A 22,147-nucleotide genomic window follows, 5' to 3' on the forward strand; every position below is an offset into this window, starting at 1 on the left:
CATCGTGCCGCCGAACTGCCTGTCTGGCTGCACAGATACAATTGGCATCGTCCACATGGCAGCCTAAAGTCAAAAACGCCTATCAGTCGCCTCGCCCTGATCGAGGACAACCTGTTGAAGCTCCACAACTAGGTCGTCCAGCATCACAGTGAACCGCGTACGTAGTATTTTGTCGTAGGCGGCATTCTGGATAGCCGGATACGGGCTCTTCACCCGCTGCACCACCGATTGCGGGATGATGTCGCGAGAAACATTCACGGATTTCGTGAAAAAAGTGTACCCGCCGAAGAGCCCTACTCGCGGGGGCGGTGCAGCACCACCTCGGTGTCACTGCTCGTGTTCATGCGATGGACTAGGCCGGCCAGCTGTTGACGCAGCTCGCGGTAGTTGTAAGTCTCACCCGTGTAGACGAGCACCAAGTCAGGTCGGCCATCCCCCTGGAGCATCCTCGGCTGGCGGCCGCCCTGGATATCGATGATTGCCAGGCGGTGGTGTCCCAGCGCCGCAGGCCCGCCGATCCAAGTCCCCTCGTCGTCCGGACCGTGGTTCGCTATGGTGGCCGTCATATCGGCAAGCTCCCTTCGCGCATCGGGACCTCCGAGGTCTCGATTGAAGTCGATCCATTCACAGATGCCGCACAGGTTATGTCGCCGCATTTGGGCGAAGCAGATATAAGGCCAGTGGGAAACCATCGAGGCAAAGTGACGGATCTAGCCCAGCTACGATCCGCATCCGACATTGTCGGACATCGGACAGCACCGCGATTCGCTGCATAGGAAGCCTGGAGTCGCGATTTCCCCTGGGGGAATCAGCGCATGAAAGGAGAGCTGGGTCGTGTCTGCCGAAATGAGAAATTGCTCCCCCTTATTGCATCACCGAGGAATGTTACCCAGCGCGATAGACGGACATGCCCTATCTCCCCCCGTTGCAGCTGAGGGAGATAGGGGCCAGCTCTTCATTCAACCCTCATGGAGGATGATCAGCCCAGCCATTTCCATGCGCCGGCCTTCACAAGCCGTGCACCATTCAGGTTCTTTTCCTTGAAGCGCGACGATCCTTGTCAGACGTCGCAACACTTGCTGCCGAGAGCACGAGCTCTTCCTCGAGCATGCCTTGATCTGCGCCTCGAACGGCTCGCACATGCTGGGTTTCAACGACTTCGCAGAGGTTGATATTCTGCAGTGACTTCGTCTCGCTGCTGCACGGCATTGACGCTGGGAGCCATGCTCGCGTGGCGCAATTGTGCTGAAGCCGGTGCCCACGGCAACGTTTCTTAACCCGCCCCAGATCCTGGCGTTTGGCTATTTCCGACATTCGTGTCCGGCTTCGGACAAAGGCCGGGTTTGCCGAACGGAGTCGCACCCAATTTCCAGTGCTGCTTGAGCAATAATATCGACCGGCATTACTGCACAACACGAAAGTTGCTGCAAAAACCGAAGTGAACCCAAGGCATCGGGTCAATTGGCATGGCGCTTGCGACTCGGTCGATAGAACGCAGTCAAAATCACGGTTGCAGACCATGCCTACCTCTCAAAGCTCGATAAAGCACGCGAGCAAAATTCCCCGTCTCCGCGGAAGCTCGTCGCCGTTAAACGTGCCTGCTCGGGGGCGGTCTTGCACAAGACCGGTCCGAGGCAACCACGCCAAGGCGCGAGGCTGCCGGAACTGTCGACCGAAGTCGATGCCGCTTCAGTTTAACCGAAAAATGCACCGTACCACTTTGGCCTGGAAGCAAATCAATGACCTATAGAAAGAACGTTCCTCTCGTGACCTTTCGCACGCGTGTTCGCGATGAGTCGATCGGGGGGCCAAATCCTTATCAGTGGGAGAACAAGACCTCCGACGATTATTTCGGGGGCAAGCGCATCATCCTGTTCTCGCTGCCTGGCGCCTTCACCCCGACCTGCTCGACCTTCCAACTGCCCGATTTCGAAAAACTCTATGATCAATTTCTGGAACTGCGAATTGACGCGATCTACTGCGTCTCGGTCAACGATGCTTTCGTCATGAATGCGTGGGGAAAGTCCTTGGGGCTGCAGAAGATCGAGCTGATCCCAGACGGGTCGGGCGAGTTCACGCGCAAAATGGGCATGCTGGTCGCGAAGGACAATCTGGGCTTTGGCATGCGCTCCTGGCGATACGCCGCTCTGATCGACGATGGCGTGGTGGAGCAGTGGTTCGAGGAGGAAGGCTTCTGTGACAACTGCGAGACGGACCCCTATGGCGTTTCATCCCCGCAAAACGTTCTCGACAAATTGAAGGCGGCGGCATGACCCAGAAGTGGAAAGTCTCACACAACCCAAGCACACACTAGAGCCTCCTCGGCAGATCACGGTTCAACATGCATCTCTCAGCAAGCCTGCTTCAACGCCAGAAGCAACGTATGGTCTTATCGCCTCAAGCCATTGAAGCTATTCGCTTGCTGCGATTGACGCATACTGAACTCCATCAGCTCGTGCAGCAGGCACTCGAGAAGAACCCCGTTTTGAAGCCTGACCCGTTTGACGACGATTCGCCGCTGCCAGGGGTGGATCAGCGGAGCAGTCAAAGCAGAAGCGAAATCGGCGAATCGCCCATTGGCGGGCCGTCTGGCGGGCGCGGGCAATGGAAGTCGCAACGCAGTAGCGGCAACGATCGACCTGCCGTCGAGGAGTTTACCGCCCACACCGAAACATTGCACGACCATGTCGCCCGCCAGGTCGCCCTCAACCCGTTCACCCCCCAGGAGCGGCTGATTGCCGGACAGCTCGCCGCTCATCTGGAGGACACTGGCTATCTTCAGGTAAACCTTTTCGATCTGGCCAGGACGTTAAACGTTCGGCAAGCTGATGTGGAACGGGTCATCGGAATCTTGCAGCAATTTGATCCGCCGGGCATTTTTGCGCGAACTCTCAGCGAATGCCTGGAGATTCAGCTGCGCCAGCAAGACCGGTTCGACCCGGCTATGGCAGCTTTGGTCGCCAATCTCGAGATGCTTGCACGGGGGGATTTTCAGGGATTGAAGCAGCGTTGCGGAGTCGACGAGGAGGATCTCCTCGACATGAGGAACGAAATCCGCGCGCTCGATCCCAAGCCTGGAGACCGGTTCCAGTCCGGGACGCCGGAAACCATCGTACCGGACGTCTGGGTAATGCCCAAGTCCGAAGGTGGATGGCGGGTGGAGCTTGATCCGGCCACGCTGCCCAAAGTGTTGATCAACCACACCTATGTCGCCGAAATCTCGCAGCTGACCAAGCAAAATCCGGAAGGCAAAGCGTTTCTCGACAATTGCCAGGAAAAAGGGAACTGGCTGATCAGCAGTCTCAAGCAGCGCGCTAAGACGATCCTTAAGGTTGCGACCGAAATCGTGCGCCAGCAGGATGCCTTTTTTACACACGGCGCCGCCCATCTGCGGCCTCTCTGTCTCAAAAATGTCGCTGACGAGATCGGCATGCACGAGTCGACGGTAAGCCGGGTGACTTCGAACAGGTACATGTTGACTCCGCGCGGGGTGTTCGAGCTGAAGTATTTTTTCGCTGCGCCAATCGCATCCTGCGAGGGCGGCGATGCGCACTCCGCCAAAGCTGTCTGCCATCGGATCAAGGCAATCATAGCCGAAGAATCGCTCGACAAGGTACATTCCGACGAAGACATCGTTGCTCAACTCAAGGAGACCGGCATCGATGTCGCTCGCCGTACCGTCACCAAATATCGCGAGGCGATGAACATCCCTTCCTCCATACGACGGCGCCGCGATAAGCGTTTGTCCGCAGCTGCGATCAAGCGAAGTGACTAACCGACATTCGTGGTCGGCGAGAGGCGACTCTCAACTTCCTCCGGGCCGAAGCAGCTTTCGAAGTCATGGCATTCCCCGCAACTGGGTGCTGTGCATGACGAAAAGCCTTCGGCCTCACACAGCTTGCGGTAAAAGTACTTTTTCCATTTCATGTTTTCTGTGTTGCCTGCCGCCAGCGCGGGAAAATGTCTGGCAAGCAGGCGGCTGAGCTCAGCGCGATTTGAGAGGCCAAGATCCCGCCAAAGATGGTCCATGCGCATCGCACGCCGGGCGATGATCTTGGCCAAGCGGGCGCTCGCCGGGTCGGCCGGCGCAGCATGCGCTAGCAGCAGCCGGCGTAGCAGTTCCTCTTCCAGTTCCGGCTCGGGCTCGCTCAACTCCTCCAAAGCGAATACGCTGCTGGAGGTAGACGGGAAAGTTGCGGCCAAGACATCACGCAATTCGACAGACGAAAGGCCTGTCCCCTCCGTCGCCAACACCTCGCCCGCCTGGACCTCCTCAAGCGAACGTGAATGTACGCAGGGCAGCACATGCTGATCGAAGCTCCTCCCTAGCTCGGACCCACGCCATTGCGCGCTGGATAGGCAGCCATCATCGTAACGGCCGGCTTCAGCTTCCGGCATGACAAAGCGCCTTGTTGACCGCAGGGATGATCTTGTCGCCCCAGAGCTCGATCTGGCGCAGCATCGTCTTTTGGTCGAAGTCGCCCAATTGAGTCTGAACTGCGATCTGGTCCGGTTTCAAGATATCGATCTCTTCCAGCAGGCGATCAATCACGCGATTTACGCTGCCAATCGGCAAATTTTTGCGCATGGTCTCGAAGGACAGATCCTGCTGGGTCGGTGTCTCCTGCAGCAGGTAGCCATCGTGGCTCTGTTGGCGACGCTGATGCAGGGCTTCAGAAAGCCGGCGCTGGAAGCGGGCATTGTCGAGATAGCTGTTGATCTCCAACTCGTCGTGGCTGGCATAGCAGCAGCGCAGCAGCGATATCTTGACGTCGGTGACGTTCTTTTCCTCGGATGCCGCCGCCCTCTCGACTGATTCACGCAGTGTGGTCAAAGTCTCTAAGCCGTCGTGGAAGGCTGTGACAAAAAAATTGTGCCCCTCGCGGTAGGCCCGAGCCATCCGTGCGGCTCCGCCAGCGATCCAGATAGGCGGCGTCGGCTGCTGGACTGTGCGGACCGAAATCGCTGTTGGGGGGATCTTCTCATACTGGCCGTCGTGTTCGAAGACGTTTTGGTTGAGGCCCTTGAGAATGATGTCCAGGTATTCCGAAAAGACGGCCGGCGCCTCATCGATGTCCACGCCGAACCGTTCGAACTCGAACTGCTGGTATCCCAAGCCTACGCCGAGCTCGAGACGGCCGTTCGCAACGATGTCGGCGAAGCCGATCTCGGACAGCAGGCGCTGCGGTTGGTAAAGCGGCAGCACGCAGACGGCAGTGCCCAGGCGAATCGTGCTTGTCAAGCCGCCGCAGTGCGCCACCATCATCAGCGGGGATGGTATGAGGCTGTAATTGTTGAAGTGGTGCTCAGCAAACCACGCGGTGTTGAACCCAGCCTGCTCCGAAGCGACGGCCTGTTCGATGGAGTTGCGGATGACGCTTTCTGAGGATTGGTGATAGCCACGCTGGGCGGCCAGAATGAAAGTGGCAAATTCCATGATTTCTCCTCGTTATAGACACGTCAGCCGACCGGGAATGTGCTCGGCATGCGCATGCTTGGATCTCAAGCACCTCAGGTGCGTCGTGGAGCCGAGGCTTCATAATGCTCGGCCGGTCGCCCTGCGAAGGCCTGGCAATTAACCTGCGGCCTCCGCAAAACATTCGTCATAGAGCTCGCTGGCGTTTCCCGCATCACCGAACGAGGTCCAGCCGCCGTCCACGTAGAGGATCGAGCCGTTGATGTATGAGGCGTCAGACGAAGCAAGGAAGAACGATGCATCTGCGACGTCTTCTGGCCGTCCCATCCTGCCCATGGGGATGCGTCGTCCGATTGCTGTCAGGTCGATGCGGCCGGCTTTGGCCAACTGAGCAAGTGCGGGCGTGCGGATGTGGCCAGGAGCGACGGTGGCTGTCCGAATTCCGACCGGCCCGAGTTCGGCCGCCATGCAACGGGTCAGCATATCCATCCCCGCCTTGGAGGCGCCGTAGGCATGGCGCGGCGCGAACGGCAGAAAGCTGTCGATCGACCCGAGATTGAGGATCACGCCGCCCGGGCGCATAGCCTTGATCGCTTCGCGCGCGCAGGTGAAGGCGCCGGTAAGGTTGACATCCAGGACGTGTTCGAGCTGTTTCGACAGTTGCTCGATCGCAGGCACAATCCTGTCGGCGGTATCAGCACTATTGACCAGAACATCGATATACCCGAAGCGTCCCCTCAGTTCTTCGAACATCGACACCACATCGCTCTCGACGGCCACGTCCAGCGATTTCGCCAGATGCTTGCCGGGGAGCGATGTAGCCAGCTCTGCCGCTGCAGTGCCATCTTTATCAGCAATCACGACGGTGTCGCCGTTCGCGGCAAAGCGGCGAGCGACGGCCGCGCCAATGCTTTTTGCGCCACCGGTGACGAGCACGATTCGCGCATCTGTGCATTCGGCCGGACAGGAGAGCTCGGCTTGGAGCGCACCATCCACCGGCGGGTGAGCATCCCCCGGCTGGTTGAATGACATCCAGCCTCCGTCGACTGCCAGCACCGAGCCGGTGATGTAGCGCGCCTGCGTGCTGCTCAGAAAACGCACGACCCTGGCGATCTCGTCGGGGCGAGCCAAGCGCCCCATCGGCACGCGGCGGCGTATCGCCGCGAGGTCCATTTTGCCAGCGCGTGCCAGTTCTGTGACCATTGGGGTGCGGACGGAGCCCGGCGCCACCGCCGTGACGCGGATTCCTCGCATAGCCCACTCGCATGCAAGGGACTTTGTCAACGAGATCACGCCAGCTTTCGAGGCTGCGTAGGCGTTGCGCCTGGGATTGCCGACCACGCCCGCCATCGAAGCCACATTGACGATCGCACCGCCCGGCTTCATGCGCCGCGCCGCTTCCCGGGCCATAACGAATGGCCCAATAAGGTTCACTGTCACGCCGCGTCGGAAGGTATCGACAGCGGTGTCGATGATCCTATCCATCGTGGGTCCAACCGCCGCATTGTTGATGAGGACATCGATTTGCGCGAACCGTGCTTCGACCTGGCCGAAAAGTGAGAGCATGTCCTTCTCTCGCGACACATCGCACTCCAGACCGACGTGCGGCGACCCGAGATCCCGAGCCAGTTCAACCACACCACTGCCCGGAAGGTCCACCGCAACTACAGTGTCTCCGTCCGCGGCAAGGATATCGACCAGGGCACGGCCGATCCCGCCCGCAGCGCCTGTGATGATTACGGTGCGTGCTGCCAGTTTCACGAGAGCTTCTCCACGATGACCGCTTGTGATCTCAGCCCATCAACCTTGGGCGGAATGAAGGGCCGAGCCAAATCGTTGCAGTGACCGCCAGTCGCGGCCCCACACAGATGTCGTTCCCGTAGGGCGCTCATCCTCCATTCCTACCCACTTATGCAGCTCCCAGTTGGGGACCCTCGACGCCATCTTGGTCGGTGGGGATGTGACCCTTGAGCAACTGGTAGATGGGATCGTCTGGATGTGGTGCTCCAATCGGCTGTCGCCGGCCGAACCTATCTGCCTCAAGAATCGCTGGCGGGATTTGCTCCTCAACCCAATCGTAGACGACTGTCCGTTCCGCAATTCGCCACTCGTCCTGCCTCTTCTGAAACAGATCGCAGTAACGGCCGCAAAGCAGCGTCTGACGTATTTCTTGGTCTGTATCCGGTCCGCGTTGCAGCGCGGTGAAATAGCTCTCGACCGCGGCCTCTGCTGAACTGATGAAGTCGATCAGGCTGTTCGTGATTTGATGGATGTTACGGTGCCCCGGCAGACCGAGAGCAAATTGGATGAAGTCCTCTGCCGGTCCGCAATAGGGACCGTGCCTGTCATACGCTTCGGGCCAGTATGCGCTACGCAGCGCCGCCTCATCGGCGCGGTCTATCCCGCGGCAGTACCGATACAGGCAGTTGCGGATCGCCTCTCGGTCACGCAGTTCGGTAATTTTCGCGTGGTCGACAGGGTCTGTCGCGAATTGTATGATTGTTTTGTCCTTCCCGATGCCAGTCTGCACTTTGCGTGTGTCTCTCTCTACAACTGAGTTAGCGGGGGGCTCGTCAACTTCCAGAGCTTGTTCGGGGCAGGCTCGTACCCCTTTTGAGGCAAGCAGTTGCTCCCCATCGGCAACATCAATATCACCGGGCAAGATGTAGCCGGCGTCATCAAGCTTGAAGACTCTCGGCGCCCGCGCCCAGCAGCGCGCATGACCCTGGCATCTGGCTTTATGTACGACGACACGCATAGCGAACTCCAATGTCGTTGGCTGAAACTTCAGGACCATTCCAGGATCAGATTCTCGATCCCGAACACATGGCCGCCGAAGGTGATAGGTTCAGTCCCTGTCTTGATCCGAAAGGCTGGGATGCGCGCCAGCCACTCCTCCAGGCCAATGACAATCTCCCGCCGGGCAAGGTGTGAGCCAAGACAACGATGGGGACCATAGCCAAAGGCAGCGTGCCGGTTGTCCTCGCGCGCCAGATCGATCTCATTCGGGCATTCGAATTCCGCCGGGTCACGATTGGCAATCATCGTGGCACAGGAAACATAATCTCCCTTGCGGATCGGCGCGCCTTTGAAGTCGACATCCTTCGTTGCCACTCGGATCATCTGAATGGTCGAATAGGCGCGCAGCAATTCTTCCGCAGCGACGGCAATCCGGTCAGGTTCGCTTCGTAGCAATTCCTGATCTTTGGGGTTGCGCGCGAGATGGGCCAAGTCGAAGCATATGGCTGCTGAGACCGTGTCGAGTCCCGCGACGAACACAAGCACGCCGATGCCACGGACTTCTTCGTCACTGAGCAGACGACCCTCGACCTTTGCCTTCACGATGAAGGTCATGAAATCATCGACCGGCTCCTTGCGGCGCTCGGTGGCAAGTTCGTCGATGAAGGCCACGATCGTCCGGGCTGCGGGTGGTCGTTGCTCCTTATCGCCGTGGAGCAGATCTCTAGCCCAGCCGACAAATGTTTCTAGTCCGTTGTCCGAAAGCCCAATAAAGCGAAGGAAGATATTGACCGCGAACGGAACTGCAAAATCCTTCATGATGTCGCAGCTCGTGCCTGATGCGGCGATCCTGTCGATCAGCTTGATCGCTCGTTCCCGGACAGCCGGCTCCAATGCCATTACCCGCTTTGGCGAAAGCAGCGGATTGAGCAGTGAGCGAAAAACACCGTGGAATGGCGGATCGAGCTCAAGCGGGATCATCGGCCAGCTCTCGCCGAGCACAGAGGCGAAGATGCTGCGATGGCTGGAAAACGTTTCGGTGTCCTGCAGCACCCGGCGCTGGTCGCTCGCGCGAGTGATGACCCAGGTACCCCGACCGTCGCGCGTGTTGCTGGTTGAATAAAAGATCGGAGGCCCGGCATGAACGCAAGCAACCGCTGCATGCGGATCCCCGTTAGCCGTCGGCAACATGCCGGGCGACGTAAACAGGTTGAAGTCCCTCACCATTTCGGGCGGGACATGATCTGGAACCGGCCGCGATTTAACCGCGCCAGAATCGAGAGACCGTTCATGAGATGCTGTCGGCATTTGCATGCAATCGTCGGTGCAAGCTCCGTGCCGAATTCGTCTTTCGATAATCCTTGCCGTTTGCTGGGCAACAGGTGGCGCCTGCGCTGACTTGCTGGTCGGGATTGCAACATTCTTGTCCAGCGTCGGACACAGAATGTAGAATGCTAGACAGCGACTTGGAGCAACTCAACTGGTGGGATCGCTAGCCGATCATGTGCCCGGGGAGCATCCAGTTCGAAAGCTTGCGCTAAGCGGCTTGGTGACTTGGCCGAGGTCACCAGGTGGAAACGACCAACACTTGGGGTGAGCCTAGTGGCGCTCCCCTCGATGATGTCTGGCGGGGTGGTTAGCCGCCTCCGTAGGACAAGATCAGTCTACACGAATGGACTATAGCCTCTCCTCGCATGCCTCATTGGCCGTCCTTCAGAGCCGGCCACACGAGCTTTTGTCTTTCAGCAGGGCGTTTTTCTCGCCAGCTACAGAGCCACACCGACGCCATTAATGAGCGTCCAGTCGACGGGTTGGATGGCCCTGTCCATCTTGCCCAGCACCTTGGCTTAGCATTTGCCGGTGCGGCGGAAGCCTTCAAGACGCAGTTCTTGACCTTCTCCAGATCAGCCTCGGATGGATATCGGCAAGGGTTCAGCTCGTCCTTTTGAACTTGCGCATCTTCGTGTTGGCCAACCCCAGGCCGCCCGACATATTTGCGGTCTATCCGGCACCTCAACTTCGAACAACCTTGCGGCAAGCTCTTGGGATAGCCCACGCTCGTGCCTCCACCACCCGCTCAGCAGAGCCAGATTTGTCGTTGATGGCACGGAACTTGCGGAGTCATTCGCAGATGCGTCACGGACCGAGAGTGTCGTCCCATGAATTCGATCACCAAAAAGGCCGCCCGACGTTGCTGGGACCGCCTGCAATTACCTTATCCCAGAATTGGGAGCAACGGCTTCAAAAGGGATAACTCATCACCTCAATTTTGTCGATCGCGCGGCCATCGAACCGCAGCCATCGATCAGACTTCCGCCTCGTTGCACTCATTGCGACCGCCTTGGTGCTTGCGACAACCGCTCAATTCTGGCTGCCAGGATAACCACATATGGCGACGGAACTTCCTGCTTCAAAGCAATATAGAGATCGTCGATCATCCCCCCATCAAGGCCTCGATCGAGGACACCGCGTTCGGCTTGCTTGGTTCGCAGTGAACAGACCGCACTTCGACGAATGCGATCGATGCGACCGCGCCGAGAACTCTCCCGCATTGTCGACGGTTGGGTCCGTCGGCCCTCCGATGAGGCCTCGGATGCGTCGGGCTCCGAGGCCTCGACTGATGCCGACTGGCCGCCGCCGGAAGGTCTCGCGGCTTTGATCCCCGGCGATGTAGCCACCCCTGCTGCAACAGCTCCTAGCCGGAGAACTCATTCATGACCGAATCGGCGACAGATTTAGTGGACGCGGCTTTGTTCGACCGAGATCGGCTTGACCCAGAAAGTCCCTATCAACGTTCTGGCCCTGCATGGGGTGCCATCATTTCGCTTTCCTTCGGCACCTTCGGGCTTGTGACGGCAGAGTTTCTGCCCGCCAGCGTTCTGACACCGCTCGCGCATGATCTCCGTATCACCACGGGCACGGCTGGACAGGCGCTAACAGCGGCCGCAATCGTCGCGGCGATCTCGGCACCGATAATCGCCATCGTGACAAAGCGTCTGGACCGCAGGGTCGTCATCTGGGCGATGACGCTCCTGCTGATCCTGTCGAACGTTCTGGCGGAGGTTGCGGGGTCGCTGCCGGTTTTGCTGGCGGCACGCGTCGTCCTTGGCATATCGCTTGGTGGTTTTTGGTCAATTTCGGCAGCGTTGGCGATGCGGCTGGTTCCAAGTCACCTCATGCCGCGCGCCATGTCGGTCATCCTCACCGGCGTTTCTGTCGCCTCCGTCTGCGCGGCTCCAATCGGCGCTTATGTCGGTGACATTTGGGGATGGCGAGCCTCGTTCAAGGTCGCCGCAATCGTGAGTGCCGTTGCGCTGCTCGTGCAACTCGTAACCATTCCGCCACTGCCTCCGATCGAAGTGCGCAGATTCCGCAGTCCGCTGGATGTCGCGAAGAATCCGGCGATGAAGGTTGCGGTGCTAGTCGTGCTATTGGTCGCTTCCGGCCATTTTGCCAGCTTCGCCTACATCCGCGCCTTTCTCGAGAGCGTTCCTGCGCTCGACAAGAAGTCAATCCCGCTCGTGTTCCTTGCTTTTGGCACGGCCGGCGTCTTCGGCAATTTAGCCGGCGCATTCCTCACCAAACACAGTCTCAAGGCGGTCGCGGCCCTGCCGCCCCTGCTCATTGCCGTAGCCGCTGTCTCGCTCCTGACCATGAGAGCATCGGCCTTGACCTCGGCAATTGCAGTTGCCGTATGGGGCTTTGCTTTTGGCGCGGTCCCGGTCGGATTGCAGACATGGATGGTGCTACGCGCCGCTCCGAAACAGGCCGAGAGCGCTGGTGTACTGATGGTCATAACCTTCCAAGTGGCCATCGCAGCCGGCACAACTTGCGGTGGCCTATTGGTGGATCACACGGGTATTGCCAGTGTCTTTGTCTACAGCGCGGTTGCCACGTTCCTCGCTGTCTTGACAGTATTTTTGCTCGGCCCGAACCGCAAAACCTGACCGCCTGGTGGGGAGTGACGGTCGGCGGCGTTCACGCTATTGTCACCTCTGAGCTCGGCCCAAAGGCCGCGGCTTCGTCGTAACCATGCGGTCGATGGGGCAGCGCCAAATTGCTTCCTGCTCATCGCGTTGCGATAATACAGCGCGCTTATTGCGTCATCGTGTCCCCGGTCTCGGCTTCAATGCCCGGCTACTGGCTGCGGAGGCAGATGGGCGCCGGCGTCCCACCGACGACGATCGGTCTTTTCTCATGTAGCTGTCGGGGAAACGAGGCAGGTTTTCCGCCAGAACCCGCCAGTCGTCGCGCTCGCGTTCGCCTTCCTTGCGCGCACCGAACAACTGGATGATGATCTTGCCGTCGGACCCATATGCTTCGAGCGAGGTGACGTGACTGTCATTGGTCGGCTTGCGCACGGCCCAAACCTCACGGATTTGGTGGGTCCTGAGATGCAGCCGGAACGTTTCGTCCAGCACATGGATGCACGGCCCGATCTGCTTGACCGACTTGATTAAGCCGGAATGGGTCTGGATAGAACCTCGGTTGCCGACGAAGCACATGATCGGCAATTCGTCTTCGGCCGCACGCTGGAGCACGGCGCCAACTGCGGCATTGTCGAGCAGCCAAGCGTAATCCTGGCCGACCATGCGCAAAGCCTGGCAGCGGCTGAGCTTGAGCGTCTTTAGAAGGTTGACGTCAGTCAGCCGGCTCCAGTACTCGCGTAGGTCGTCCACCGTGCCGGCCCAGTCCGCAGTCCTCGCGCCCAGGTCGGCTACTCTCGCCTTAAGCGACATGGTCGGCTCCTGGTTGGCGGATACGAGCTCGGCCACCAGCTTTCGATAGGCATGAAGGTTGGAGACCGGCCTGAGATGCACCTTATGCACTGCTGCGCCGGCGGCGTCGAAGAATTGCAAACTGCGCTGGATTCCGCCGCGATGGCGCCTTTCAACAGCGAAACCATACCTCCAAGCCTGCGGGAAGACGCGAAGGTCGAATTCGTCACCAAGGACCATGGCGTGATTGTTGCCGGTTATCACTCTGTTGAAGACGCCAATCTTTTCGTGCACGGCACCTTGATTGCGGGTCAGCGCCGTCACTTCGCCCACGAATTCGAGGCCCGTCAGAAGGTGATTGACGCGCGGGTCGATGCGTGCCGCGCCGAAACCGCAATGGGCCGCGACCAGTTCCGCTTCCGAAATGGCCAATTGGGCGGCGAAATCACGCGCGGGAATGTTCGGACAGACTTCCCACGCACGCCGGATTTCGTTGGGCGACCGCTTCTTGCGCTGATCCATGTTTTTACCCCTGCCCCGTTCTTCTTTTGACGATCGATCGAAAAACGGGCCTCAGGGATGTGCACGGCGGACGCGATCGATCGTCAGGCACATGCCAGTCGAATCCTGTCTCCGGGCGGTCAGCGGCCAATCGCCGGTAGCGAGCGATTGTTGGGTGGTCGGCGCCAATCGGCCGATCGAGCATTCGGGTACCACCGGCGGTGCTGCTTTCCCACCAAGGCGGGTCTGATGGATCATATTGCTTTCCTTCGTTCTTCGATTGCGAGGGCAACCCAAAGGTGAATCGGCCGGCAATTTTGCCGCCGCAACGAAGGCTTCACAAAAATCGTGCCAGTTGCTCCGCGGCAAGCTCTGAACATCTTTGGCTCTGTTCATTGCTTTACGCGTGAGTGCATCGCGAACTCAGGCGCCCTTCCTGTGACGCGGACGCGACAAACCCGACAGTAAGTGTCGGTTGTCGGACGTCTCCCCAGCAATCGAGCATAAGAGACGTCGGGATGTCCTACGGTTTTTGACACGTCTTCCCTTTGGCACGGTCCATGCGAGATGATCCACGAAAACGCCGGACCGAGGAGAAATCGAGCCATGATTACGCTCACCGACAACGCTGTTGCCGCCATCAAGGCCGCTCTTTACCGCGCCAGCGAGCCGGCGGAAGGATTTCGCATCATGGTCCATGCCGGCGGCTGCGCCGGCTTCCAATACTCAATGGGCCTGGAGAGCGTCTCACGTGAGGGCGATGCGATCATCGAGCGAGATGGGCTCAAGGTGTTCATGGATAGAGGCTCCCAACCCCATGCCGCCGGCATGACCGTGGACTTCGTCACTGGGCTCGAAACATCCGGCTTTGTTTTCGATAACCCCAATGCGCGTGAGACGTGCGGCTGCGGCAAGTCCTGCAAATGATTGCGAGGGAACAGGCTATGTTCGACTATAGCGACGCCAAGGAATACTGCGTCGAACCGGTAACCGCCGGCGCTCTGGAACCGGCCGACACGCACTGTCGGCCCGGAACAATTGCGTTCGGTGATGCACCAAATCGCGATCATCGATCGTTGCCGTGGGCAAGCAAACAAAATTGCCCGAAACAGCTGAATTCCCGGCGGATGCCGCCACCAAAGGGCAATGTCGACAGCGACCGGTCAGCCAAGCCATCGCTCCCCCGGCCGCCCACCTTACCAGATACGATATGCGCCAGAGGTTCAATGGCCCGACTACCCTTGAATCATTTCAGCAGTTGAAGGATCACTCCCATGAACCCTGTCTATCTCGACAACAACGCAACGACGCGGGTTGATCCTGCAGTCGTTGGAGCGATGTTGCCTTTCTTTACGGAGCAATTTGGCAATCATTCGTCCATGCACGCCTATGGCGCATCGGTTGCTGAAGCCGTGAGAAAGGCGAGGCAACAGTTGCAAGCCCTCATCGGCGCGGGATTCGAGGACGAGATCATCTTCACCTCGGGCGGGACTGAAAGCGACAGTACAGCCATCCTTTCGGCGCTGGAGGTGATGCCCGACCGAACGGAAATAGTGACTTCCGCGGTTGAACATCCGGCCGTTCTGAAGTTGTGCGCGCACCTTGAGAAGACGCGCGGCGTCAAGGTGCACATTATCCCAGTCGATCACTACGGCCGGCTCGACCTGGACGCCTACAGAACCGCCCTCACCCCACAAGTGGCAATCGTCTCGATAATGTGGGCGAACAATGAGACCGGTACGATCTTTCCCGTGGTTAAGCTTGCCGATCTAGCCAGGGAAGTCGGCGCGCTTTTCCACACTGATGCAGTGCAGGCGGTCGGAAGGCTTCCGATTGAGCTGAAATCGACCGCGATCGACATGCTGTCGCTCTCCGCCCACAAGCTGCATGGTCCAAAGGGGATAGGCGCGCTTTATGTAAGACGTGGCGTGCGCTTCTCCTCCATGATCAAGGGTGGGCACCAAGAGCGCGACCGGCGTGCAGGCACTGAAAACACACCCGGCATAGTCGGACTGGGCATGGCGGCCGAACTCGCCTTGAAATTCATGGACGAGACAAAACGAATAAAATGGTTGCGCGACCGCCTTGAGAACGGGATCATCCAGCGCATCCCAAACACATCCATCAACGGCGATCCGCAAGAGCGATTGCCAAACACTGCAAACATTGGATTCGAAGGTATCGAAGGCGATGCAATTCCAATTGTCCTGAGCCGGCTGGGAATCGCCTGTTCCGCCGGGTCCGCCTGTGCCTCTGGCTCACTGGAACCGAGCCATGTTCTGATCGCTATGAACGCGGCATGTGGGGCAGTCCGCTTCTCCTTGTCGCGTGACAACGGCGAAGATGACGTAGACCGCGTGCTTGAGGTCCTGCCTGCGATCACCGAGAAGCTACGGGCCGTTCCCAGTGCTGGACTGTGCGGGCGAGGTGCAGAACAGCTTCATTCCGGCCCGGGTCCGAGCGGCACAATAGCCGACGAGCCGTGAGGTCTTCCTCAACGTGACGACCCTGCGCAAGGAGAGCAGTTAAACTCGGGGTCGCCTTCACCACTTCAGAAAAGCTTGAGATCGCCAAGTCTCTTGCCCAGCCGCCGTGCCAGAGGTCGGCACGCCGTCAGCAATGTCACCAATGCATCGACACCACAATTTCGCGCCGGGAGAATACAATGAACTGCTCCGCTGATAGCCGCCCGATCGATCGCACCGATATCCTAGCGCGACTGAAGGGCCTGTCGGCCGCGGAGGACTTCTTCGCCTGCCTTGACGTCTCCTACGACCCGAAAGTGATGAATGTCTCGCGGCTCCATATCATGAAGCGCGTGGGCCAATACCTTGCCGAAGAAGATTTCTCCGGTCTGCCTAACCAGGTAATCGCCGCGCGGGTGCGCGCCAAGCTGGAACGCGCCTACGAAGATTTCGCGACTTCCTCGCCGCTCACGCAACGTGTGTTCAAGGTGCTAAGGGACCACGATCCAAACATATGTCCCGCACCTGGCCGCGCCTTCGTCCCGCTCGACTCTGCACTGAAGCGGTTCGGAAAGTAATGAGCCCGACACGGCTGCGACGCGACAATGTCGAGAAGTCGACAAATCCAGTCCTCATGACGCCTCCTCGGAAGCAAACGAAGCCACCTTCTGGAATAGAGGCAGGAAGACGACTTGGCATGAACGATGCAGGCAATGAGGTGAACCGCCAAGCACGAATCCGGACTGGGAGCTTAGAGAAACCGCCAATGCATATCGTAGTCTGCATCAAGCAGGTGCCGGATTCGGCACAGATCCGCGTGCACCCGGTGACGAACACGATCATGCGTCAGGGTGTTCCGACCATCATCAATCCTTACGACCTGTTCGCCCTCGAAGAAGCGCTCAAACTGCGCGACGTTCATGGTGGCGAGGTTACTGTGCTCACAATGGGTCCGCCCATGGCGGAGGACTCGCTGCGAAAGGCGCTCGGTTACGGTGCTGACCGAGCAGTTCTCTTGACGGACCGCTATTTTGCCGGATCCGATACGCTGGCGACTTCCTTTGCTCTTTCGCAAGCAATCGCAAAAATTGGGGAGACTTTCGGCAGGCCGGACATCGTCTTCACCGGCAAGCAGACGATTGACGGCGATACCGCCCAGGTCGGACCGGGCATAGCCAAGCGCCTAGATTTATCGCAACTTACCTATGTCGCGAAGATTGCCTCCATCGATCTCGATACGCGAGAGATCGAAGTCGCTCGTCGCGCCGAAGGCGGCACCCAGTTGCTGAAGAGCAGACTCCCTTGCCTCATTACCATGCTGGAAGACACCAACGAAATCCGCCGGGGCTCGCTCCAGCAGGCTCTGTGCGCGGCGCGCAGCCAAGTCGTGAAGTGGACTGCAGCCGACGCCGGCATTGACGATCTCACCCGGTGCGGTCTGCGTGGCTCGCCTACAGTCGTCAAGCGTGTTTTCGCCCCCACCGCACGGGCAGAAAGGGCGGCGCAGATCGACACCGCGGAAAGGGGCTTGCAGGACATAGCCGATGAACTCATCGCCGATATCTTAACCCGCCGGCCGGCGCTGGAACATGAGCTGGCCTTCAACAGCGGCACGTGACGGCCAGGAGCAGAAAATGTCGACCGCAAGCCAAACTACCCCTCGCATTGCCCCCGGCCGTGCCGGTGTAAAGAAAGAACTTCCCGACCGTTTCAAAGACTACCGGCACGTGTGGGTCTTCCTCGAGCTCGAACGCGGCAATGTGCATCCTGTATCATTCGAACTGCTGGGCGAAGGCCGCAAATTAGCCGACAAGCTTGAAGTCCAGCTCGCGGGCGTCGTGCTGGGACCGCCGGGCGAGATGGTCGAGGACGCTGTTGCCGAGGCCTTCGCTTACGGGGCGGATCTTGTCTACATCGTCGATGCGCCGCCGCTCGCCGACTACCGGAACGAGCCGTTCGCCAAGGCGCTCACGGATCTGGTCAATACCCATAAACCCGAAATCCTCCTTCTCGGCGCGACCACACTGGGCAGGGATCTTGCAGGCTCGGTAGCGACGACCCTGCAGACGGGGCTCACGGCCGACTGCACCGAACTTGATGTAGATTCCGACGGTTCACTCGCCGCGACCCGTCCGACTTTTGGTGGCTCATTGTTGTGTACGATCTATACACTAAATTACCGGCCGCAAATGGCGACGGTGCGACCAAGGGTCATGCCTATGCCGCAACGGGTGGATAAGCCGGTCGGGCGTGTCATGCGGCACAAGCTGTCGCTCGTTGAGGACGATATCGTCACCAAAGTCCTCGGCTTCCTACCGGATAACCAGTCGGCAATGGCAAATCTTGCCTATGCGGATGTCGTGGTTGCGGGAGGCCTCGGTCTCGGAGCGGCGGAGAACCTTCAGCTTGTGAAGAATCTTGCCCGAGCGATCGGCGCCGAGCATGGCTGTTCGCGCCCCTTGGTCCAGAAGGGCTGGATGCCGGCTGATCGACAGATTGGACAAACTGGCAAGACCATTCGACCGAAGCTTTACATCGCGGCCGGAATTTCCGGCGCCATCCAGCACCGAGTTGGGGTCGAGGGGGCCGATCTCATCGTCGCGATCAACACCGATCCGAACGCGCCGATTTTCGAGTTCGCCCACCTCGGGATCGTCACGGATGCAATCCGCTTCCTGCCCGCACTGACGGAAGCCTTCACCCGGCGGCTGTCGCCGCACAGTCGAGACAAGCTTGCGAGTTGAGGGAGAGGACATGATTGAACAATTCGATGCCATTGTGGTCGGAGCCGGCATGTCTGGAAACGCAGCTGCTTACACTTTGGCAAGCCAGGGGCTGAAGGTCCTGCAGTTGGAGCGCGGGGAATATCCGGGCTCTAAGAACGTCCAGGGTGCCATAATGTACGCGAACATGCTGGAGAAGATCATCCCGGACTTCCGGGATGATGCGCCCCTCGAGCGGCACCTGGTCGAACAGCGACTTTGGGTGATGGACGACACGTCTCACACCGGAATTCATTACCGGTCGGACGACTTCAATGAGGCGAAACCCAACCGCTACACGATCATCCGCGCCCAGTTCGACAAATGGTTTTCCCGCAAGGTGCGCGAGGCTGGCGCGACGGTCCTGTGTGAGACGACCGCGACGGAACTCGTCCGTGATGGCAATGGCAAGGTGATCGGCGTCCGCACAGACCGGGCTGGCGGAGTGGTCTTCGCGAATGTGGTCGTTCTCGCAGAAGGGGTGTCGGGATTGCTTGGCACTCGCGCAGGCCTGCGCGAGATGCCGAAGCCGGAGACCGTGGCGATTGCCGTCAAGGAAATGCATTTCTTGCCCGAAGAGGTCATTGGCCAGCGGTTCGGGGTGAAGGGCGATGAAGGCTGCGTAATCGAGGCCGTGGGCACGATCTCTCGCAGCATGGCCGGGCTCGGCTTCCTTTACACCAATAAGGAGTCGATTTCACTCGGCATCGGCTGCCTGGTCTCGGATTTCGCCGCGACGATGGAGAGCCCGTCCGCCCTCCTGGATGCGATGAAAAACCATCCTTCGATCCGGCCGCTGATCGCTGGCTCGGAGGTGAAAGAATATGCCGCCCATCTTATCCCCGAAGGTGGTTACAGGGCCATTCCGCAGCTATTCGGCGACGGTTGGGTCATCGTCGGCGACGCAGCGCAACTGAACAATGCCATTCACCGTGAGGGTTCGAACCTTGCCATGACCTCGGGTCGTGTCGCGGCTGAGGCGATCATCAAAGTCAAAAGCCGCAACGGTCCTATGACCAAAGCGAACCTTGCGCTCTACAAGACGATGCTGGATGACTCCTTTGTGATCAAGGATCTTAAGAAATACAAGGACATGCCAGCCTTACTCCACACCAATTCCAGCAACTTTTTTGACAGCTATCCGCGGTTGATGTCGCATGCCGCTCAGACCTTCATGCGTGTCGACGGCACGCCGAAGATCGAGAAGGAAAAGAACACCACGGCCGCCTTCATCAACGCGCGCTCGCGCTGGGGGTTGGTCAGCGACGCGGTCCGCCTGGCATTGGCATGGCGCTGAAGAGGGTACAAGATGACGATCGCAGTGACGAAGGTTCGTGTCGAGGACAAACTTTACCAGAACCGCTATCTGGTCGATTCCGGCCGCCCCCATATCATAGTGCGACCGCACGACAAGCCAAGCGCGAACTTGCTTGCGTTGACCTACGTCTGTCCGGCGAAATGCTATGAGTTGAATGACAAGGGTCAAGTCGAGATCACCGCCGACGGCTGCATGGAATGCGGCACCTGCCGGATATTGTGCGAGAAAGGCGGCGACATCGAGTGGAACTATCCGCGCGGCGGCTTTGGTGTCCTGTTCAAGTTCGGATGATCAGCCGGTGCCAAGAGCATGCCGGCAGCGAGCAACTGCGGCACACCATGAGCCTCTCCATCCACTTGCAAAGAGCTAGTGAATATTGGGTTTCGCAATTCAAGTTTCCTCGACTTGGTAGGGGTATCCTCAGGCCACGGGGCGCCTGTGCCGGACTTACCACCGGTAACGTGGTCGAGCCCCTTTGGACAATGTCCGGCCATCGTGCCGGATGGCAGCCACAACGGCCGGTGAGCAAATGGAACGGCACAATCCATGATAAAGACGTATGTGCTAGTGCATGGTGCCTGGCATGGCGGATGGTGTTGGCGGGACGTCGCCGCCAATCTTCGCAAGATGGGATGCCACGTGACCACGCCTACCCAGACAGGTGTCGGCGAACGCGCACGTTTGCTGTGCAAGGACATCACGCCCGACACATTCGTGACCGACATCGTCAACCACATTGTAACGGAAGAGCTGAGCGATGTGATCCTTGTCGGTCACAGTCTAGGCGGCATCAGCATCACCGGCGCCGCCGACCGGATACCCGACCATATCAGCCATCTCGTTTATCTCGACGGCGCCATCGTCGAGAGCGGTCAAAGTGTATTCAGCACCATGCCCCCCGACATCGTCGCCGCCCGTCGAAAATTGGTTGCGGAGGAAGGACGGGGTATCTTCATGCCGACTCCGCCGCCAACAGCATTCGGCACTCCCGAGGGACACTCGCTCACGGACTGGGTGCGGCGCCGGATAACACCGCATCCGGCAGGCACCTACGAAAGCGGACTTAAGCTCGAGCACCCGCTCGGCAACGGCAGACCCCGAACCTATGTCGTCTGCACTAATCCACTCCACCCGCCGATGGCGGGAGCGCGAGAATGGGTCGCGAAGCAGGATGGCTGGGCGTGGCAGGAACTCGCCACTGGCCACGACGCAATGATCCTCGCGCCGACGGAAGTTGCTCTCCTTCTTAGCGCTGTCGGCTGAGGAACCAAGTAGGGGGAGCGGCGGCCGATTCTCAGGCCGTGGCCTTGAGCTCTGGTGCAAGGATGTAGGCCCAACGGGTCGTTCCGGTGGCGCCACCGAAACCACTAGGCGGGAGTGGCCTGTCCTGCCGACGTCGCAAGCTTGCGAGCGTTCCGCCGCGGCCGCAGCCCGTAGCGCCGGGCAACCTCCGAGATCACCGCGTCGGCTCCAGGGTCTCGGAGATGACTCCGTGCCTTGTCGTCCATCGACCAATGCCGCCGACCAACAGCGCCGTTGATCACCCTCGAAAACGCCGAGGCTGCCGCTCAGGGTCAATCGTAAGTTCAAGTTCAGACACAAGCCGATCTCCGATCCACCTCAGAATCGGCAGGCCCACAGATCGCGGGTCCTCCTGGAAGGACACAGCGCTTACCCTTGAAATATGGAGAACCATGGCTTTGCGCCGTCGGCAGTTGAGCTGATCTCGCAATGCTATTTCCCCGGCAACGTCCGCGAGCCGGAGAACTGCGTGCTTGGCGTTCTCCTCTGGAAGGAACCAATCTTTCGGAACGTGGCAATGTCATCGACGAGCTCTCACGGGCCAGCACGATGCCGGTTCGGCGCATCGGCGCCCGCCTGAACACGAGATGGCCACTTGCGATTCTAACGATACGGCCGGACGGGGGCTGGGACCGCGGCGGACGAAGCGTGACGGCTGATCGACACAATGGAGAAGGCCGGCTGGGTTCAGGCTAATGCGGCTCGAATTCTCGGCCTCAAGCTGCGACAAGTCGGCTAGGCGATACGCCGGCATAGTATCGAGGTGAAGGAACTTCTAAGAGCCTGATGAGCCAATCGTCAGGCCAGTGGTCTTGCGCGCCCTGTGCGCGACAAGGAGTGCTTCGTGCTTCTGAACGGATTTGGACTTGCACTGTCGCAAGCAGGACAAAATTGTGTCGCGCCGGCCTGACACAATGCGATATCGA

At 59.2% G+C, this 22,147-nt stretch carries 19 protein-coding genes and 3 pseudogenes; 13 read left to right on the forward strand and 9 right to left on the reverse strand.

Features of this window, described 5'->3' with window-relative positions; genetic code table 11:
* Nucleotides 1–132 (forward strand): annotated as a pseudogene (locus CK219_RS28990) (IS481 family transposase); the annotation flags it as partial.
* 161 nt (nt 133–293) lie between these two features.
* On the opposite strand, the gene CK219_RS28995 reads toward CK219_RS28990, so the two are convergent.
* Complete coding sequence (locus CK219_RS28995; protein WP_199489650.1) at nt 294–566, reverse strand: hypothetical protein; 273 nt, start codon at nt 564–566, stop codon at nt 294–296.
* Between the two features lie 1,173 nt (nt 567–1,739).
* Here CK219_RS28995 and CK219_RS29000 point away from each other — a divergent pair.
* Nucleotides 1,740–2,273 (forward strand): peroxiredoxin, encoded by a 534-nt coding sequence (locus CK219_RS29000; protein ID WP_063169380.1) that lies wholly within the window; start codon nt 1,740–1,742, stop codon nt 2,271–2,273.
* Between the two features lie 68 nt (nt 2,274–2,341).
* Nucleotides 2,342–3,775 carry an RNA polymerase factor sigma-54 gene (rpoN, locus tag CK219_RS29005; RefSeq protein ID WP_063169381.1) on the forward strand — a complete coding sequence of 478 codons (1,434 nt, stop codon included), beginning with the start codon at nt 2,342–2,344 and terminating at the stop codon, nt 3,773–3,775.
* On the opposite strand, the gene CK219_RS29010 is transcribed toward rpoN, so the two are convergent.
* From CK219_RS29010 to CK219_RS29030, 6 genes and pseudogenes are all read right to left on the reverse strand, one after another.
* Nucleotides 3,772–4,398: a nitrogen fixation protein NifQ gene (locus CK219_RS29010; RefSeq protein WP_063169382.1), complete on the reverse strand. Its 627-nt coding sequence runs from the start codon at nt 4,396–4,398 to the stop codon at nt 3,772–3,774. The two genes, rpoN and CK219_RS29010, sit on opposite strands and share 4 nt — an antisense overlap.
* Nucleotides 4,385–5,437, reverse strand: a complete 1,053-nt coding sequence (locus CK219_RS29015) for an LLM class flavin-dependent oxidoreductase (protein ID WP_063169383.1) — start codon at nt 5,435–5,437, stop codon at nt 4,385–4,387. Before CK219_RS29015 ends, CK219_RS29010 begins: the two co-directional genes overlap by 14 nt.
* Nucleotides 5,438–5,575: 138 nt before the next feature.
* Complete coding sequence (locus CK219_RS29020; RefSeq protein WP_063169384.1) at nt 5,576–7,177, reverse strand: SDR family oxidoreductase; 1,602 nt, start codon at nt 7,175–7,177, stop codon at nt 5,576–5,578.
* A gap of 148 nt (nt 7,178–7,325) precedes the next feature.
* On the reverse strand, nt 7,326–7,913 hold the full coding sequence (locus CK219_RS29025; protein ID WP_050580531.1) for a nuclear transport factor 2 family protein: 588 nt from the start codon (nt 7,911–7,913) through the stop codon (nt 7,326–7,328).
* A 138-nt stretch (nt 7,914–8,051) separates the two neighbouring features.
* Nucleotides 8,052–8,213, reverse strand: a pseudogene (locus CK219_RS32450) (ferredoxin); the annotation flags it as partial.
* Nucleotides 8,204–9,382, reverse strand: coding sequence for a cytochrome P450 (locus CK219_RS29030; protein WP_063169385.1), 1,179 nt, complete (start codon nt 9,380–9,382; stop codon nt 8,204–8,206). The gene CK219_RS29030 and the pseudogene CK219_RS32450, both read right to left, overlap by 10 nt.
* Nucleotides 9,383–10,869: 1,487 nt before the next feature.
* Between CK219_RS29030 and CK219_RS29035 the strand changes: the two genes are divergently transcribed.
* A complete protein-coding gene (locus CK219_RS29035) occupies nt 10,870–12,102 on the forward strand; it encodes an MFS transporter (RefSeq protein ID WP_063169386.1) in 1,233 nt (410 codons plus the stop codon).
* Between the two features lie 156 nt (nt 12,103–12,258).
* Here CK219_RS29035 and CK219_RS29040 read toward each other — a convergent pair whose 3' ends face one another.
* Together CK219_RS29040 and CK219_RS31525 are read right to left on the reverse strand one after the other, a co-directional pair.
* On the reverse strand, nt 12,259–13,395 hold the full coding sequence (locus tag CK219_RS29040; protein WP_082826587.1) for a ChuX/HutX family heme-like substrate-binding protein: 1,137 nt from the start codon (nt 13,393–13,395) through the stop codon (nt 12,259–12,261).
* A gap of 51 nt (nt 13,396–13,446) precedes the next feature.
* A complete protein-coding gene (locus tag CK219_RS31525) occupies nt 13,447–13,770 on the reverse strand; it encodes a hypothetical protein (protein WP_126066777.1) in 324 nt (107 codons plus the stop codon).
* A 210-nt stretch (nt 13,771–13,980) separates the two neighbouring features.
* On the opposite strand from CK219_RS31525, the gene CK219_RS29045 reads away from it, so the two are divergent.
* The 9 genes and pseudogenes from CK219_RS29045 to CK219_RS31535 all read left to right on the forward strand — a co-directional run.
* A complete protein-coding gene (locus CK219_RS29045) occupies nt 13,981–14,301 on the forward strand; it encodes an iron-sulfur cluster assembly accessory protein (RefSeq protein WP_029356570.1) in 321 nt (106 codons plus the stop codon).
* Between the two features lie 347 nt (nt 14,302–14,648).
* Nucleotides 14,649–15,860 carry a cysteine desulfurase NifS gene (nifS, locus tag CK219_RS29050; RefSeq protein ID WP_063169388.1) on the forward strand — a complete coding sequence of 404 codons (1,212 nt, stop codon included), beginning with the start codon at nt 14,649–14,651 and terminating at the stop codon, nt 15,858–15,860.
* A gap of 179 nt (nt 15,861–16,039) precedes the next feature.
* Entirely contained in the window at nt 16,040–16,417 is a 378-nt protein-coding gene (nifW, locus tag CK219_RS29055) for a nitrogenase stabilizing/protective protein NifW (protein ID WP_063169389.1), read from the forward strand.
* A 188-nt stretch (nt 16,418–16,605) separates the two neighbouring features.
* The gene (locus tag CK219_RS29060; RefSeq protein ID WP_063169390.1) at nt 16,606–17,457 is read left to right on the forward strand and encodes an electron transfer flavoprotein subunit beta/FixA family protein; all 852 of its coding nucleotides are present in this window, start codon (nt 16,606–16,608) and stop codon (nt 17,455–17,457) included.
* A 16-nt stretch (nt 17,458–17,473) separates the two neighbouring features.
* Nucleotides 17,474–18,583 (forward strand): electron transfer flavoprotein subunit alpha/FixB family protein, encoded by a 1,110-nt coding sequence (locus CK219_RS29065; RefSeq protein WP_024505237.1) that lies wholly within the window; start codon nt 17,474–17,476, stop codon nt 18,581–18,583.
* Nucleotides 18,584–18,593: 10 nt separating this feature from the next.
* Nucleotides 18,594–19,898: an FAD-binding protein gene (locus tag CK219_RS29070; protein ID WP_063169391.1), complete on the forward strand. Its 1,305-nt coding sequence runs from the start codon at nt 18,594–18,596 to the stop codon at nt 19,896–19,898.
* A 12-nt stretch (nt 19,899–19,910) separates the two neighbouring features.
* Nucleotides 19,911–20,210 (forward strand): ferredoxin family protein, encoded by a 300-nt coding sequence (locus tag CK219_RS29075; RefSeq protein ID WP_024505235.1) that lies wholly within the window; start codon nt 19,911–19,913, stop codon nt 20,208–20,210.
* Between the two features lie 255 nt (nt 20,211–20,465).
* Nucleotides 20,466–21,182, forward strand: coding sequence for an alpha/beta fold hydrolase (locus tag CK219_RS29080; RefSeq protein WP_063169392.1), 717 nt, complete (start codon nt 20,466–20,468; stop codon nt 21,180–21,182).
* A gap of 691 nt (nt 21,183–21,873) precedes the next feature.
* Nucleotides 21,874–21,960 (forward strand): annotated as a pseudogene (locus CK219_RS31535) (helix-turn-helix domain-containing protein); the annotation flags it as partial.
* Nucleotides 21,961–22,147 lie beyond the last annotated feature (187 nt).

The organism is Mesorhizobium sp. WSM4313 (assembly GCF_002294725.1).
Classification (GTDB): domain Bacteria; phylum Pseudomonadota; class Alphaproteobacteria; order Rhizobiales; family Rhizobiaceae; genus Mesorhizobium.